The sequence below is a fragment of the Algoriphagus sediminis genome, assembly GCF_030403435.1.
In the GTDB taxonomy this organism is placed as follows: Bacteria; Bacteroidota; Bacteroidia; order Cytophagales; family Cyclobacteriaceae; genus Algoriphagus; species Algoriphagus sediminis.
On the sequence record NZ_JAUEPH010000003.1, the window covers coordinates 532123 to 547281 of the forward strand.

16 protein-coding genes are annotated in these 15159 nt (G+C 42.2%); 10 read left to right on the forward strand and 6 right to left on the reverse strand.

Features of this window, described 5'->3' with window-relative positions; translation table 11 throughout:
• Positions 1–3: 3 nt before the first annotated feature.
• Positions 4–1398 carry a phosphoglucosamine mutase gene (glmM, locus tag QVH07_RS08705; RefSeq protein ID WP_289999777.1) on the reverse strand — a complete coding sequence of 465 codons (1395 nt, stop codon included), beginning with the start codon at positions 1396–1398 and terminating at the stop codon, positions 4–6.
• A gap of 51 nt (positions 1399–1449) precedes the next feature.
• A complete protein-coding gene (locus tag QVH07_RS08710; protein ID WP_289999778.1) occupies positions 1450–1680 on the reverse strand; it encodes a hypothetical protein in 231 nt (76 codons plus the stop codon).
• Positions 1681–1752: 72 nt separating this feature from the next.
• Between QVH07_RS08710 and mazG the strand changes: the two genes are divergently transcribed.
• The 4 genes from mazG (at position 1753) to fumC (ending at position 4919) form a co-directional block, all read left to right on the forward strand.
• Positions 1753–2553 carry a nucleoside triphosphate pyrophosphohydrolase gene (mazG, locus tag QVH07_RS08715; protein ID WP_289999779.1) on the forward strand — a complete coding sequence of 267 codons (801 nt, stop codon included), beginning with the start codon at positions 1753–1755 and terminating at the stop codon, positions 2551–2553.
• 28 nt (positions 2554–2581) lie between these two features.
• Positions 2582–2959: a RidA family protein gene (locus QVH07_RS08720; protein WP_289999780.1), complete on the forward strand. Its 378-nt coding sequence runs from the start codon at positions 2582–2584 to the stop codon at positions 2957–2959.
• Positions 2960–2963: 4 nt separating this feature from the next.
• On the forward strand, positions 2964–3452 hold the full coding sequence (locus QVH07_RS08725) for a hypothetical protein (protein WP_289999781.1): 489 nt from the start codon (positions 2964–2966) through the stop codon (positions 3450–3452).
• A 66-nt stretch (positions 3453–3518) separates the two neighbouring features.
• On the forward strand, positions 3519–4919 hold the full coding sequence (fumC, locus tag QVH07_RS08730; protein ID WP_289999782.1) for a class II fumarate hydratase: 1401 nt from the start codon (positions 3519–3521) through the stop codon (positions 4917–4919).
• Between the two features lie 72 nt (positions 4920–4991).
• Here the strand turns inward: fumC and QVH07_RS08735 are convergent, their stop codons facing one another.
• Genes QVH07_RS08735 through QVH07_RS08745 form a run of 3 tightly spaced genes read right to left on the reverse strand, consistent with a single transcriptional unit; the run spans position 4992 to position 8881 of the window.
• On the reverse strand, positions 4992–6338 hold the full coding sequence (locus QVH07_RS08735; protein WP_289999783.1) for a dicarboxylate/amino acid:cation symporter: 1347 nt from the start codon (positions 6336–6338) through the stop codon (positions 4992–4994).
• An 18-nt stretch (positions 6339–6356) separates the two neighbouring features.
• A complete protein-coding gene (gene aroC, locus QVH07_RS08740) occupies positions 6357–7433 on the reverse strand; it encodes a chorismate synthase (protein WP_289999784.1) in 1077 nt (358 codons plus the stop codon).
• Positions 7433–8881, reverse strand: coding sequence for a BatD family protein (locus QVH07_RS08745; protein ID WP_289999785.1), 1449 nt, complete (start codon positions 8879–8881; stop codon positions 7433–7435). Before QVH07_RS08745 ends, aroC begins: the two co-directional genes overlap by 1 nt.
• Positions 8882–8998: 117 nt before the next feature.
• On the opposite strand from QVH07_RS08745, the gene QVH07_RS08750 reads away from it, so the two are divergent.
• A complete protein-coding gene (locus tag QVH07_RS08750; protein WP_289999786.1) occupies positions 8999–9187 on the forward strand; it encodes a hypothetical protein in 189 nt (62 codons plus the stop codon).
• A gap of 123 nt (positions 9188–9310) precedes the next feature.
• Positions 9311–10213 (forward strand): nucleotidyltransferase family protein, encoded by a 903-nt coding sequence (locus QVH07_RS08755; RefSeq protein ID WP_289999787.1) that lies wholly within the window; start codon positions 9311–9313, stop codon positions 10211–10213.
• A 5-nt stretch (positions 10214–10218) separates the two neighbouring features.
• Here QVH07_RS08755 and recF read toward each other — a convergent pair whose 3' ends face one another.
• Entirely contained in the window at positions 10219–11319 is a 1101-nt protein-coding gene (gene recF, locus QVH07_RS08760; protein WP_289999788.1) for a DNA replication/repair protein RecF, read from the reverse strand.
• A 91-nt stretch (positions 11320–11410) separates the two neighbouring features.
• Between recF and pdhA the strand changes: the two genes are divergently transcribed.
• From pdhA to QVH07_RS08780, 4 genes are all read left to right on the forward strand, one after another.
• Positions 11411–12430: a pyruvate dehydrogenase (acetyl-transferring) E1 component subunit alpha gene (pdhA, locus tag QVH07_RS08765; protein WP_289999789.1), complete on the forward strand. Its 1020-nt coding sequence runs from the start codon at positions 11411–11413 to the stop codon at positions 12428–12430.
• 111 nt (positions 12431–12541) lie between these two features.
• Positions 12542–13255 carry a tetratricopeptide repeat protein gene (locus tag QVH07_RS08770; RefSeq protein ID WP_289999790.1) on the forward strand — a complete coding sequence of 238 codons (714 nt, stop codon included), beginning with the start codon at positions 12542–12544 and terminating at the stop codon, positions 13253–13255.
• Positions 13256–13333: 78 nt separating this feature from the next.
• Positions 13334–13810, forward strand: a complete 477-nt coding sequence (ribH, locus tag QVH07_RS08775; protein WP_289999791.1) for a 6,7-dimethyl-8-ribityllumazine synthase — start codon at positions 13334–13336, stop codon at positions 13808–13810.
• A 23-nt stretch (positions 13811–13833) separates the two neighbouring features.
• Positions 13834–15156, forward strand: coding sequence for an aspartate kinase (locus QVH07_RS08780; protein ID WP_289999792.1), 1323 nt, complete (start codon positions 13834–13836; stop codon positions 15154–15156).
• The last annotated feature ends 3 nt before the right edge of the window (positions 15157–15159 follow it).

Genomic DNA, 15159 nt, shown 5'->3' on the forward strand with positions numbered 1-15159 from the left:
GAATCAAATCACAGTGGAGTTGACAATCTCTTTGATATCCTGAATAATCTTTTGCGCCAGGTGTTCAGCAGTGGCTTCAGACTGGGATTCAGAATAAATCCTGATTATTGGCTCTGTGTTTGACTTCCGCAAATGTACCCATTCCTTTTCAAATTCGATTTTCACCCCATCAATTTCATTGATTTCGTGGTTTTTGTATTTGGTTTTGATCTCAGAAAGGATTTTATCCACGTTGAGTTCGGGAGTGAGTTCAATTTTATTTTTGGAAATAAAATACCCTGGATAAGTGGCTCGAAGTCTGGAGATGGATTTCCCTGTTTTAGCCAAATGGGTCAAAAAGAGTCCGATTCCAACCAAAGCATCTCTACCATAATGTGAAGTTGGGTAAATTACTCCTCCATTCCCTTCTCCGCCTATTACGGCATTCACTGCCTTCATTTGATTTACTACATTCACCTCTCCAACCGCTGCCGCGTGATAAACCCCTCCGTGTTTCTCAGTAATATCCCTCAAGGCACGAGTAGAAGAAAGATTAGACACAGTATTTCCTGGAGTCTTTGAAAGAACATAATCCGCTACGGCTACCAATGTGTATTCCTCTCCAAATGGAGAGCCATCTTCATTTACAAAGGCTAGTCGGTCCACATCCGGGTCCACTACAATTCCAAGATCAAAATTCCCTTTTTCCAGTTTGGCAGAAATATCCCTCAAATGTTCAGGTAATGGTTCAGGATTGTGAGGAAAATCTCCTGTCGGCTCACAAAACATTTTCTCGATCACCTCTACTCCTAACGCTTCAAGAAGCTTTGGCACCACAATACCTCCCGTAGAATTAACTGCGTCCACCACTACTTTGAACTTGCGGGCTTTTATGGCGTCTACATCTACTAGTTCCAAATTGAGTACATGCTGGATATGTTTATCCATGTAGTCATTGATCTGGATGTACTTGCCAAGTTTCCTTATTTCGGCGAATTCGAAATCTTCGCTTTCAGCTCTTGCTAGAATATCCTGACCTTCTTGAGCAGAAATAAATTCTCCTTGATGGTTTAAAAGTTTGAGTGCATTCCATTGGATGGGATTATGACTTGCCGTCAAAATAATACCTCCTCCTGCTTTCTCCATTGGAACTGCCAGCTCGACTGTAGGGGTGGTACTTAGCCCCAAATCGATCACATCGATTCCAAGGCCTTGTAACGTTGATGCGACCAGGTTTGAAACCATCTTACCGGAAAGACGCGCGTCTCTTCCAATTACAATTTTTCGGTTTTCTGAATGATCAAGAACCCATGAGCCATAGGCTGATGCGAACTTGACAACATCTACGGGTGAAAGACCTTCGCCCACCTTGCCTCCAATAGTACCTCGAATACCGGAGATTGACTTGATTAATGCCACTTAGAAAAGATTTATTGAAAAAGAAAAGCCTCCATTTAAGAGGCTACTGAATTATTTGAATTTGGCGAGTACCTTATCTACTTCGTTATCAGGATTTCCGCAGCTACTATTCGCATCTACAGTCTTGCCACAATAGCTACAAGTTCCCCCATCCTTATTTAGATAAGGGTTTTGTGAAGCACATGTCCCTTTGAACTCCCCGTTCTTTAAAAAGAGAAGCCTTACGGACATCAGAATAAAGAACAAAGCGATAAAACCAAGGGTAAGATATACAGTTGCCATAACGAATATTATTGCGCAAATTTAAAACTTTACTTTGACAACGTCCACACTTTCTTCATAGTTTCCTCATTCATGACAAATTTGAGTACCAGAGCCCAAAAGCTAGAGGCATTTGACAGACTTTTGACCATAATGGATGAGCTGAGGGCTCAATGTCCATGGGACAAAAAGCAGACAACCGAAAGTCTTCGACATTTGACCATCGAGGAGACCTTTGAACTTTCTGATGCCATTTTGGATGGTGATGCAGACGAAATCAAAAAGGAGCTTGGAGATCTGCTTTTGCATATAGTTTTTTATGCCAAGATCGGCTCAGAGGAAGAAACCTTCGATATTTCCACAATAATTGATTCGCTTTGCGAAAAACTTATCCGGAGGCATCCACATATTTATGGAAATACAGAAGCCAAAGACGAGGAAGCGGTGAAGCAAAATTGGGAAAAAATAAAGCTGAAAGAGAAAGGGAATAAGTCTGTGTTGGGAGGAGTCCCAAAGTCCCTTCCCGCTTTGATTAAGGCGATGAGGATTCAGGAAAAAGCCCGAGGGGTTGGTTTTGACTGGGATGAAAAAGAGCAGGTTTGGGAAAAGGTGGAGGAAGAGATGCAGGAATTTCATACCGAGTACGATGGAGCCTTGTCAGAGAAAGTAGATAAGGAAAAGGCTACTGAAGAATTCGGAGACTTACTTTTCTCCCTGATAAACTACTCTCGATTCATTGACATTAATCCAGAGGAAGCCTTGGAAAGAACCAATCTTAAATTCATCAAAAGATTTCAGTACTTGGAGCAATCGGCGAAAGAGGCAGGAAAGCAAATTTCGGATATGACTCTTGACGAAATGAACGTTTACTGGAATGAGGCAAAAACAATTTAATCATCGAATCTTTTTTAATAGGTAAATCATGAGCAAACAAATCATTTATACACCCGAAGCACCCGAACCCATCGGGCCTTATTCTCAGGCCGTTTTAGCTGGGGATACACTTTACGTTTCCGGAAACATTGCTTTGGATACGGAAGGAAATCTGATAAATGAAAATATCACGGAGGAAACTCATGCGGTTATGAAAAATATGGAAGCCGTATTGAGGAGGGCTGGCTTTGGTTTCGAAAACGTGGTTAAGTGCAGTATTTTTGTGAAGAGCATGGGGGATTTTGTCGCGGTTAATGAGGCTTATGGTCAATATTTTAAAACCAACCCCCCAGCCCGCGAGACGGTGGAAGTTTCTATGCTTCCAAAAAATGTAAATGTGGAGATTTCTTGTATTGCAGTAAAATGATTTAGTGGCACATTGGCTTCCATATCACTCTGAGACTCTTGTCAGCTCCTTTTCCAAGGAAGAGGTAAGGGACTGTTTGAAGAAGGCAACATCCGAGGTTAACTATCTGGATCGCAGGAGTATGACTCGAGAAGGAGTAAAATTCAATGGGCTAATCGCTGAATCTGGATTCAAAATTTCCAAGATTGTGGACAAGGGAGATACTTTTCTGCCTCTGATACTGGGAGAATTAGAAGCTACACCTCGGGGGACCATTATTTTTTTAAAATTCCGACTTTTCCCCGGTGCAAAGTTTTTTCTTGGACTTTGGTCTGTTCTGTTAATCATCTTTGCCGTGGTATTTGCGTGGGTAAGCTCCGAGCTTAGTTACGCCCTGTTCTGCCTTCTGGCAGGAGTGTTGAATTATTTTATTTCAGTTTTCTTTTTCCAACGTCAGGTAAAGGTGTCAAGAGACATATTTATGGAGCTCCTTGACCTCCAGGTTAAGGATTAATCTGATGATTGGCTAGGCAAAAAACCTCATGGGCTGTATTTTAGCGGTCCAAAAAACAACACGAACATGAGCATTCGAATAGAAAAAGATACCATGGGTCCGGTAGAGGTCCCTGCGGACAAATATTGGGGAGCCCAAACTCAAAGGTCCATCAACAATTTTAAGATCGGCGGAGAGAAAAATCAGATGCCTATAGAGATTATCAGGGCATTTGCCATTCTTAAAAAAGCGGCTGCGCAAACCAACGCTGAGTTGGGAGTACTGGCTCAGGAAAAGGCAGACACTATTTCTACAGTTTGTGATGAGATTTTGAGAGGAGAGCTTGATGATCAGTTTCCTTTGGTGGTATGGCAAACAGGCTCAGGCACACAGTCCAATATGAATTCGAATGAGGTAATCGCCTACAGATCTCATGTGCTTTTGGGTGGATCTCTTGAGGATTCAGTGAAAAAGATTCATCCAAATGATGACGTAAACAAGTCTCAGTCATCCAATGATACCTTTCCTACTGCTATGCATATCGCCGCGTATAAGATGGTAGTGGAAACCACCATTCCAGGGGTGGAACAGCTTCGAAATACGCTTCATGCCAAGGCAAAAGATTTCGAAAATGTGGTTAAAATTGGAAGAACCCATTTTATGGATGCCACACCACTCACTTTGGGACAGGAGTTTTCTGGTTATGTAGCTCAATTGAATCATGGATTAAAAGCCCTAAGAAGTACCTTGGATCATCTGTCAGAACTCGCGTTAGGTGGAACAGCAGTTGGCACAGGGTTGAATACACCGAAGGGCTATGCTGAAAAGGTCGCAGAAAAAATTGCTGAATTCTCTGGACATCCTTTCGTCACGGCACCGAATAAATTTGAGGCTCTCGCTGCTCATGACGCCATGGTTGAGGCTCATGGGGCTTTGAAGCAATTGGCAGTTTCTTTAATGAAGATCGGAAACGATATCCGAATGCTATCTTCTGGACCAAGATCCGGAATTGGTGAAATATTGATTCCTGAAAATGAGCCCGGATCCTCAATTATGCCTGGGAAGGTAAATCCAACGCAATGTGAAGCTTTGACCATGGTCGCTGCCCAAGTAATGGGAAATGATGTGGCCATCAGCGTGGGTGGTTCGACAGGACACTTTGAGCTTAATGTATTTAAACCGATGATTGCCGCAAACTTCCTTCAGTCAGCTCGTTTGATTGGAGATGCCTGCGTTTCCTTCAATGATAATTGCGCGGTAGGAATCAAACCAAATGATTCGATGATCAAGAGGCACTTAGAAAATTCTCTGATGCTGGTAACTGCATTAAATACGCATATAGGATATGAGAATGCTGCAGCCATAGCTAAGAAAGCTCACAAGGAAGGTACAAGTCTAAGGGAGGCCGCTATTGCTTTAGATCTTCTTACTTCAGAACAGTTCGATCAATGGGTAAGACCAGAAGATATGACTGGAAGCTTAAAATAAAAGCGTACTCAGAATGAAAAAGCCTGCTATAATCACTATAGCAGGCTTTTTTGTTTTGTGCAAAGTTTATAATCAATCTTCCTCCTGCACACTTTCATTTGCAGTAAAAGGATTGGATTTTCTCAAAAGCCCGTCAGGAAGCTCTCCTTCGGTGCTGGCCACCACGGTACATACCGTAGCATCGCCGGTCACATTGACCACCGTCCGAAACATGTCCAAAATTCTATCAGGTGCTAAAATCAACGCAATGCCTGCGGCAGGAACAGCGATAGATTCCAAAACAATGATCAACATGATTAAACCTGCCCCCGGAACTCCAGCAGACCCAATGGAGGCCAGAGTAGCCGTCAATACAATCATCAGCTGCTGGGTGATGCTTAAATCCATTCCTAGGGCCTGGGCGATAAATACTGCGGCAACACCCTGGTAAAGGCTGGTTCCGTCCATGTTTACTGTGGCTCCAAGGGGAAGTACAAAGCTGGATACCTCTTCCGATACACCGAGTTCTTCTTCTACTTGCTTCATCGTCACTGGAAGTGTGGCAGAACTTGAACTTGTGGAAAAAGCCAATAATTGAGCCGGACGAATTGCCTTGAAAAAATCCAAGTAATTAATTTTAGTGAAAAGCTTCAGTAAAGTGGGATATGCCACCAAAATCATAAACAGTAAACCACCCACTACCACGAGGCTGTACTTTAAAAGGGCAAATAGAAGTGCAAAAGCTGAATCTGGATTATCCCCGGCAATTTCTACAATTAATGAAGCCATTAATGCGAATACACCATATGGAGCAATCATCATAATGAAATTCACAATCTGAATAATGACATCATTAAACCCATCGAAGAATGCGATAACCGGATTTGCTTTTTCTTTTGGGATTTTCAAAAGTGCAATTCCAATAAGGATGGCAAAAAACACGACCTGAAGCATGGCTCCATTATCCGTTGTTGCCTGAAAGAAGTTTTGCGGAACGATATCAACCAAAGGCTGTAGGGGTCCCTGGTTTTGTAATTCAGCAGCTGCACCCATTCGGGATCCGGCATCTCCTTCGTACAGACTCATGAGGTTTTCCCGGGTCTCCTGAGGAAGGCTTTTTCCTGGTTTAAATACATTTACCATGAGTAGACCCATGGTTACCGCCAGCACTGTGGTACACAGATAAATGGTGATGGTTTTACCACCAATTCTACTCAGCTTAGAAATATCACCAAGGTTTGAAACTCCCACTACAAGCGATGCCAACACCAAGGGTACGGCAATCATCTTTAGGGAATTAATAAAAATGGTCCCTACCGGCTTGATGTAATCAATCGTGAAAGAACTGGGTATGGCTGTGAAAATTACCACCAGCCCAAATGCAAGACCCAGGACAAGTCCGATGATAATTTGTGTATGTAATGGGATTTTTTTGAACATCTTTTTCAGGTTGATGGCTTACAGTTTATTGCTTTTTGCCAACAAAATATAATCGACAATGACTAAAGCGGCCATGGCTTCCACGATCGGTACGGCTCTGGGCACTACACAGGGATCATGTCTGCCTTTTCCCGAAACAGTTACCCGCTCTCCATCTTCATTTACCGACTGCTGATCCTGCATAATAGTGGCTACTGGTTTAAAGGCCACATTAAAATAAATGTCCTCTCCATTGGAGATTCCTCCTTGGATTCCACCCGAATGATTTGTGGTGGTTCTCGTTTCACCCTCTTTCTGCACGAAGGAGTCATTGTGTTCAGAACCCCTCATCTTGACTCCGTCAAAGCCGCTGCCATATTCGAATCCTTTTACCGCATTTATGCTCAGCATGGCTTTTCCTAACTCCGCATGAAGTCTGTCAAAAACAGGTTCTCCAATTCCAGCTGGTGTATTTTGAATCACGCAAGTGACTATACCGCCAATGGTATCCCTGTTTTTTCTTACCGAATCGATCAGTGTGACCATCTCTTCAGCAGTTTCAGGATCTGGGCATCGAACGATATTCTCTTCGGCTTTCGCCAAATCCATCTCTTTGTAATTCTTGGTTAGGGCCAAATCCCCAACCTGTGAAACATATGCTTGAATAGAGACTCCGTAATGATTCAAAAGTTGCTTTGCGATAGCTCCTGCAGCTACTCGGGCCGCAGTTTCCCTTGCACTGGAGCGACCGCCGCCTCTGTAATCACGGATTCCATATTTTGCGAAATAAGTAAAATCCGCATGTGAGGGGCGGAACTTATCAGCGATGTGAGAATAATCTTTGCTCTTTTGATCAGAGTTCGGGATGACGATCCCTATTGGAGTACCAGTGGTTTTTCCTTCAAAAACACCAGACAGAATCTGAATTTGGTCCTCTTCCTTTCTTTGAGTGGTGATTTTGGATTGGCCGGGTTTACGCCGCTGCATTTCCTTGATGATCTGAGCTTCATCGATCATCAGTCCTGCAGGACAGCCTTCAATAATCACACCTAAAGCTTTGCCATGAGATTCACCAAAAGTGGTGATCCGGAAAAGCTTACCGAAAGAATTCCCCATTATTTTCTGCGAATTATCAACACGACCAAAATTATTACAGCTAGCAAGAGCAAAGCATTGATCGCCGCGGCAAAATAGTACTTATATTCCTCGTTTAAAAACTTGTTGTCTTCTATCGCAATTCGATCATAAACCCCGCCAAGACGAAGATTTGAGATGGATTCGTTCACTTTGGACTCACCGCTCACCAGTATTTTAGCTGCTGACTTTAGCGTGTCATAAACTTCCCGGGAGGGATCAAAGTAAATCCATTCAAATTGATCTGCCAGGTTATATTCTCCGGCTTCGTTTATGGTGATGTAGTAGTTAAATTCCTTTATCCCGGAAACCCGCCCATAGCCTCTGTTGATTTGCTGCCTGACATTCGGGTCATAGGTGCTGAGATTTGGGACGGAAAGACTTTTCGGGGGAGAGATGGAATTAATATTTCCTACACCGCTGATTCCAAAGCTATAATCAAACCCTTGTCCTGTTTCGACAGAAACTTCATCAATGTTTTCTCTAAGCTGAAATTCTCCCACGCTGACTTCATTTTTCAAAGGATGTGGAGGCAGTGGTTTCACTGCAATGGTTTTTGGGGCCGAATAGAATGTTTTGATATCCTCAAGTCGGTTGGCACCAAAAAAGCTTGGATTTCTGGCCACCTTATATTTAATCATGTCCCAGGCTATAGAAGGAATTTTTATTTCTCCTTCGGCAAATGGGAAAAACGTCGCCTCGTAAACCTTATATCGGGTCCATTGCTTTCCGTTGAAATTGACTTTTTCAGGTTCAATGTTGGTGATATTGAAGTTTTCCTCCCAAACATTTGTGGGCTTAATTTCTTTAAGGATTTTATCCAGTTGCTGTCCAGGCTCATAAAATTGGAAAGGCGCTTGATTTTCCTCAGACATGTAAAAAGCCAGGTTCATAGTGAATCCTTCACCCGCATAGATTTCCTCTTTATCCACTGAAACACCAAAAAATGCGTCGTCCTCCATTTCAATATATTCAGGTTCGGTGGTAGGCCTTCTGGAGAAGAAATCGGAAAAAGGATCACTAGGACTTCCACCAAAGCCCTGATTAGAAACTGCTTCGGTTACAGTGATTTCTTGTCCGGGAGAGGAGTATTCATTCCCATTGATTTCAATAGTGAAAGGAGCCAAGGTTGTGGTTCCCTGTCGAAGTGGTTTGTAATACTGAATGAAACTATTTGAACTGGTCATTTGACCATTGATCAAATTCATGGAGGAGGACTGAGAAACGCCCTGTTTTTGAAATCCTGGAATTTCAGGAAACTCGGCATTCGACCGGATTTTTTCATTTTCCAAAGTGACTTTAATCGTAAAGGTTTCATTGATACCAATCTCGGTTGGACCTAAATCAATCGTAACTTCCTGAGCCAAAAGCACTCCTGAAAAAAGAGTGAGGAAAAATACCAAAGACGTAAGTAAATGCGTTTTACCCATGACTGCGAAAATAGGGATTATTCTATTTGGAATGATCCTCAAAATAACGTAACATCATTGGATTTGACTCCGTATGGAGACTTAAAATCAGTTAATAACTTCTAAACTCTTTAAAGTATGATCGAATATGTAAAGACCATTCTGCAAAAGGTCAGCTTCAGTAAGTACTTATTTGAGAGAGAACTTAGAAAAGGCCTTCGCTTAATCAGGCCTGAGGAAGCTGAGGAATTTAAAAACTGGTGTTATCAGATGTTTGAGAGGCTCCATGGAGCCATTCTCAATCGCTACTTCAAACCCGCTTTTTAGGGTATATCCCCGACATTCAGTCGGGGATTTTTTTTGTCCATTTCTTCAAAGGTCTTTATTGGAACAATTCCTTGGCTCGGCGGAATAATGATTTAATTTTGCCTCAAATTTTATCAAAGGAAGATGAATCAAAAACCAACACTTTTAGTGCTCGCTGCCGGAATGGGAAGTAGATATGGTGGAAATAAGCAGATCGACGGCTTCGGGCCCAATGGAGAAACTATTCTGGAATATTCCATTTTTGATGCCATTCGAGCCGGATTTGGTAAAGTGGTGATGATCGTGCGAGATGAGATTCTTGAAGTAGCTCGGGAAAAATTTATGCCGAAGCTAGAAGGAAAGATCGAAGTGGAATGGGTGATTCAGTCTTTGGAAAGCTTTGTTCCAGCGGAACTTCGTCAGGCAGATCGGGTGAAACCTTTTGGTACGGCCCATGCCATGCTTTGTGCAAAAAATGTGATTCATGAACCCTTTGCCGTCATCAATGCAGACGATTTTTATGGAAAGGAAGCCTTTGAAGTACTTGGCAAGTTTCTTTCTGAAGAAGTGAAGCCTGATTTACATGCTATGGTCGGATATGCTATTCAGAATGTACTTTCTAAAAATGGAACTGTAAGTCGCGGGGTTTGTGAGACCAATGAAAAAGGCCAGCTGATAGGAATGACCGAAAGAACCTCTATCGCCAGAGAAGGGGATAAAATTGTGAGTAGAGGTGAAGATCAGGAATTAGTGATTAAAGAGGGTACTCCGGTAAGCATGAATTTTTGGGGTTTTCACGCGGATGTTTTTGCAGATGTGCAAAGGATGTGGGATGAATTTCTTCCTGCAAATCTTCATAATCTAAAATCCGAATTCTACATTCCAACTGTAGCAAATAATCTCATTCAGGAAGGTAAAGCAGCGTTTGAGATTTTGCCTGGTGGCAAAACATGGTTTGGGGTAACCTACACAGAAGATAAACCTGTGGTGATTGAGTCATTAAAAAATTTGCATGAGTCCGGGGAGTATCCTGAGAGGCTTTGGTAATTAGCCTATTGCTTCACCGTTCCAGATTCTACCTCAAAGAAAAAGGCCTCAGCATCTAATTCAGAAAGAATCGAATACGATCTTTCCGGACGGGCATCCGTCAGAAAAATCTGACCAAAAGTATGTTTGGAGATTAGCTTCATCAGCTGCTCGATTCGCTTGTCATCCAGTTTATCAAAAATATCATCTAGGAGAAGAAGTGGTTTTTCTCCTTTTTCTTTTTCGAAGATTTGAAACTGGGCTAGCTTTAGGGCAATGATAAATGACTTTTGCTGTCCTTGACTTCCGATCTTTCTTAAGGGATGTCCATTTATTAAAAAGTGATAGTCGTCTTTGTGGATACCCGCGGCTGTACTTTTAATCATTAGATCACGATCCCGCTTTGAAAAAAAATAATCCTCAAAATTTTTATCCAGAGCTCTGGTTTCATAGCTGATTTCCACCTTTTCCTGTCCCTCGGAAAGTTCTTCATAGTATTTCTGAAGAATGGGGCCTAACTCGTCTAATAGTGCACTTCTTTTACTCGCGAGACTTTCACTTAAAGAGATGAGTTCCACATCGTAACTACCCAGAAGCGTAAAATCTGGTCTGCCTGTTTCTGCAAATCTTTTCAATAAAGCATTTCTTTGCTTCAAAAAATTATGGTAGCGAATCAGTTTTTGTAAGTATTCACGATCCAGTTGAGAAATAAGGCCATCAAAGAACTTCCTTCTTCCATCACTTCCCCCGCGAATCAAATCTGTATCATCGGGAGCGATTAAGACCAGCGGGATTGTACCGACATGTTCTGAGTTTCTGGACAATGGGTTTTCATTCTGGAAAATAGTTTTTTTCTTCCCCTGCTCCATGGTACATCTCACCTCTAGGTTTTGTCTGGAAAGCTCAAAATCACCCTTAATGGTAAAAAAAGGCTGATCATGGAGCACATTAAGGGTGTCACTGGATTGAATGGCACTTTTTGTTAGGGATAGATAATGAATCGCATCCAGAATGGTTGTTTTTCCACTTCCATTCAGTCCCACTATGCAGTTGATCTCTTTGGAAAAGAGTAGCCTGGATTTTAGGTGATTTTTGAAATTGATGAGCTCCAGAGACTTCAGGTGCATCTGCGGGTTTAATTATTTGATTGCTACCCTTATTTTTAGGTAGGGTTGATTATATTTGAGGCCTAAAATTAGCAAAATTGATCAGTTAGATATGGCAAAAAGACGGACTACGGCGAAAGCGAAAGCGAAATATTCAAAGGAGACCTATACCTTTTGGTACGAGAGTATGCTCTTGATGAGACGGTTTGAGGAGAAAGCCGGTCAACTTTACGGTCAACAAAAAATTAGAGGGTTCTGTCATTTGTACATTGGGCAGGAAGCCTGTGCATCAGGGGCGATTACTGCCCTTGAAAAAGATGACAAGTGGATCACTGCCTATCGTGATCATGCTCATCCGCTGGGATTGGGAACTGATCCCGGTGCGGTGATGGCGGAGCTTTTTGGCAAAGCCACCGGAACCACCAAGGGAAAAGGTGGCTCTATGCACATTTTTGATAAGGAAAGGAATTTTATGGGAGGTCATGGTATCGTAGGGGCGCAGGTTCCTATGGGACTTGGAATTGGCTTTGCAGAAAAATATAAGGGAACAAAAAATCTCTGCATCTGTCATATGGGTGATGGAGCAGTGAGGCAAGGTGCAGTCCATGAAGCTTTTAATTTAGCCATGCTTTATAAGACTCCTGTAATTTTCGTAATCGAGAATAATGGCTATGCCATGGGTACCTCTGTGAAAAGAACTTCGAATGTGACAGAGCTGTATCAGATAGGAGAATCTTATGATATGCCTGCCTTCCCAGTAGATGGGATGAATGTAGAGGCAATCCATGAGGCAGTGGCAGAAGCAGCGGAAAGAGCTCGAAGAGGTGATGGTCCAACTCTTCTTGAGTTCAGAACTTATCGATATAAGGGGCATTCTATGTCTGATCCGCAGAAATACCGAACCAAAGAAGAGGTGGAAGAGTACAAACAGCGCGACCCAATCGAGCAGGTACTGAAGACCATTCAGGACAATAAAATCCTTACTGAAGAAGAAATCAGCGAAATCAACGCGAAAGTGAAAAAGCAGGTAGCTGATGCTGTGAAGTTTGCAGAGGAGTCTCCATGGCCAGACGGACAGGCAGCATTTGAGGATGTGTATGTTCAGGAGGACTATCCATTTACCATGGAATAACCTTAAAAAATCAAAAAAGAAGCCATGAAGTGATTCTCAGCTTCATGGCTTTTTTATTTGTCTTTGAGGTATTTATAAAAACCGTATATTTGCGGCTGAAATTTGAGCAGTATGGCAACTAAAAGAAGCAAAACGAAGCATCACGATCCAGCAAACGATCTATTGGAAGACCCATCAATGATCGCAGAAAGACTTGGTCGTGGTGAAGAATTTGTAAAGAAAAATAGTAAAATATTAGGTGGAATTCTGGGAGCTGGAATTCTTGTTATTGCAGTAATCCTTTATTTCCAAATCAACAATCAGAACCAGAATGAAAACGCACAGGAAGATATGTTCCAGGCGGTTTATTTCTATGAGCAGGATAGTGTTGAGTTCGCTTTGAACGGTGATGGGATCAATTCAGGTTTCTTACAAATTGTAGATGAGTACAAAGGTACGGATGCAGCGAACTTGGCTCATTTTTACATTGGTTCAATCTACATGAGTGAAATGAATTTTACGGATGCATTGACTCACTTGGAGCAGTTTTCTTCTGACGATTATCTTGTGCAGGCTAAGGCATATTCGCTCATAGGTGATGCTAATTTAGAATTGGGTAATACTCAAGAAGCGATCTCATATTATGAAAGAGCTGCGGAGTATCAGGACGATAAATATTTCACTCCAAAATATCTTTCTAAGCTAGCTATAGCTTATGAAGAAGCGGGACAGCTTGAAGATGCAATAGAAGTATACCAGAGAATTGAAGATGAGTTTTTCGAGTCTTATGAATTTGCTGGGGCTCGAAAACATAAAGCCAGACTAGAGGGTCTTGCTTCTAATTAATTTGTGAATCAATCATGATATTTAAAGAGTAAGGCGTGGGTCTTACTCTTTTTTTGTTCGAAAAAATTATATTCCGAAATGGCAACCTCCAATAAAAACCTAAGCGATCATTCCTCTAAAAACATCATTGATGTGAGTGGGAAAACCTTTGCTATAATCGTTTCAGAATGGAATGAGGAAGTGACAGAATCACTTTATTCCGGGGCATATCAAACTTTATTGGACAATGGAGCTCACAAGGAGAATATCATTCGTAAGAATGTCCCTGGCTCTTTTGAACTTACCCTTGCTGCGCAGTGGATGGCCAGCGAAGCGGATATCGACGCTGTGATTTGTTTGGGTTGCGTGATTCAGGGTGAGACTAAGCATTTTGATTTCATTTGTGATGCAGTGGCTCATGGGATTACAAACGTGGGTTTAAAATATAACAAGCCTGTGATTTTTGGGGTTTTGACTCCAAATAACCAGCAACAAGCCCTTGATCGTGCTGGTGGAAAGCATGGAAACAAAGGAGATGAAGCGGCGATTACCGCCATTAAAATGCTAGGTTTCTAAATAACCAACTTTGCTTTTTTGAAATGAGAATAATGAAATTCGGGGGAACCTCTGTGGGTCGCCCAGAACGTATGCATCAGGTGATGGAGCTGGTATCAAATACCGGAGAGGATACCATCGTTGTTTTATCAGCATTATCAGGAACTACCAATGCATTGACGCAAATTGGAGAAGCCTTAGCGGAAGCTGATCGTCAGCTTGCAAAGGAGAGAATAGATGCCTTAAATCAACATTACTTGGAGTTTTATCTTGCCCTTCTTGAAAGTGAAGAGGGAAGAGAAAAGGCAAAGAAGGTAATTGATGAGCATTTTGAGTTTTTAAATATTCTTCTAAAAATCTCCTTTAATGAGGCCCTGAATCTGGATATCCTTGCACAGGGGGAATTGCTTTCTACCAAGCTTTTCTTTATCCTTTTGGAAGAGAAAAATGTGGAGGCTACTTTTCTAATAGCCTTGGACTTCATGAGTATAGACGAAAATGGAGAGCCAGAACTCGAGAAGATTTCCAAAAGGTTAAAGTCTATTCTTGACCAAAATGACGGTACCAATAGACTTTTCATCACCCAAGGTTACATCTGCAAAAATCACAGAAACGAAGTGGATAATCTCAAACGTGGAGGTAGTGATTATACCGCCTCATTGATCGCAGCGGCTACCAAAGCACGGGTTTGTGAGATCTGGACGGATATAGACGGTATGCATAATAATGATCCAAGGGTGGTAGATCGGACCAGGCCTATCGCAAAGCTTTCCTTTGACGAGGCTGCTGAGCTCGCCTATTTTGGTGCCAAAATTCTCCATCCAGCTTCTATTTGGCCAGCCCAACAATACAATATTCCTGTGCGCCTTTTGAATACCATGCAGCCTGAGGCACCGGGAACGATCATCAAAGATGAGGTTCCAAGGGATGGTGTAAAGGCGATAGCCGCCAAGGATGGCATCACGGCCATAAAGATCAAGTCCAGTAGAATGCTTTTGGCATACGGATTCCTGAGAAAAGTTTTTGAGATTTTTGAAAAGTACAAGACTCCCATCGACATGATTACGACCTCTGAGGTGGCGGTGTCGGTAACCATTGATGAGCTTAGTCACCTTGACTTCATTGTGGAGGAGCTTGAACCTCTTGGGAATGTGGAAGTAGATTCCGGGCAGTCTATCATTTGTATTGTTGGAAATAGAATTGCCGAAGATGAAGGGACCTTAAGGTCGGTTTTGGATGCCTTGAAAGGGATTCCGGTGCGGATGCTTTCTTATGGAGGAAGCCGTCACAATGTGTCGGTATTGGTAGATTCAAAAGTCAAGCAAAAAGCGCTTAATCAACTGAATGAAGGTGTATTTACTTGGTAAAAA

Coding starts and splice junctions, on each gene's coding strand:
- QVH07_RS08710 (WP_289999778.1), bottom strand. CDS start 1,680: ATGGCAACTGTATATCTTACCCTTGGTTTTATCGCTTTGTTCTTTATT.
- mazG (WP_289999779.1), top strand. CDS start 1,753: ATGACAAATTTGAGTACCAGAGCCCAAAAGCTAGAGGCATTTGACAGA.
- QVH07_RS08720 (WP_289999780.1), top strand. CDS start 2,582: ATGAGCAAACAAATCATTTATACACCCGAAGCACCCGAACCCATCGGG.
- fumC (WP_289999782.1), top strand. CDS start 3,519: ATGAGCATTCGAATAGAAAAAGATACCATGGGTCCGGTAGAGGTCCCT.
- QVH07_RS08735 (WP_289999783.1), bottom strand. CDS start 6,338: ATGTTCAAAAAAATCCCATTACATACACAAATTATCATCGGACTTGTC.
- aroC (WP_289999784.1), bottom strand. CDS start 7,433: ATGGGGAATTCTTTCGGTAAGCTTTTCCGGATCACCACTTTTGGTGAA.
- QVH07_RS08745 (WP_289999785.1), bottom strand. CDS start 8,881: ATGGGTAAAACGCATTTACTTACGTCTTTGGTATTTTTCCTCACTCTT.
- QVH07_RS08750 (WP_289999786.1), top strand. CDS start 8,999: ATGATCGAATATGTAAAGACCATTCTGCAAAAGGTCAGCTTCAGTAAG.
- QVH07_RS08755 (WP_289999787.1), top strand. CDS start 9,311: ATGAATCAAAAACCAACACTTTTAGTGCTCGCTGCCGGAATGGGAAGT.
- recF (WP_289999788.1), bottom strand. CDS start 11,319: ATGCACCTGAAGTCTCTGGAGCTCATCAATTTCAAAAATCACCTAAAA.
- pdhA (WP_289999789.1), top strand. CDS start 11,411: ATGGCAAAAAGACGGACTACGGCGAAAGCGAAAGCGAAATATTCAAAG.
- QVH07_RS08770 (WP_289999790.1), top strand. CDS start 12,542: ATGGCAACTAAAAGAAGCAAAACGAAGCATCACGATCCAGCAAACGAT.
- ribH (WP_289999791.1), top strand. CDS start 13,334: ATGGCAACCTCCAATAAAAACCTAAGCGATCATTCCTCTAAAAACATC.
- QVH07_RS08780 (WP_289999792.1), top strand. CDS start 13,834: ATGAGAATAATGAAATTCGGGGGAACCTCTGTGGGTCGCCCAGAACGT.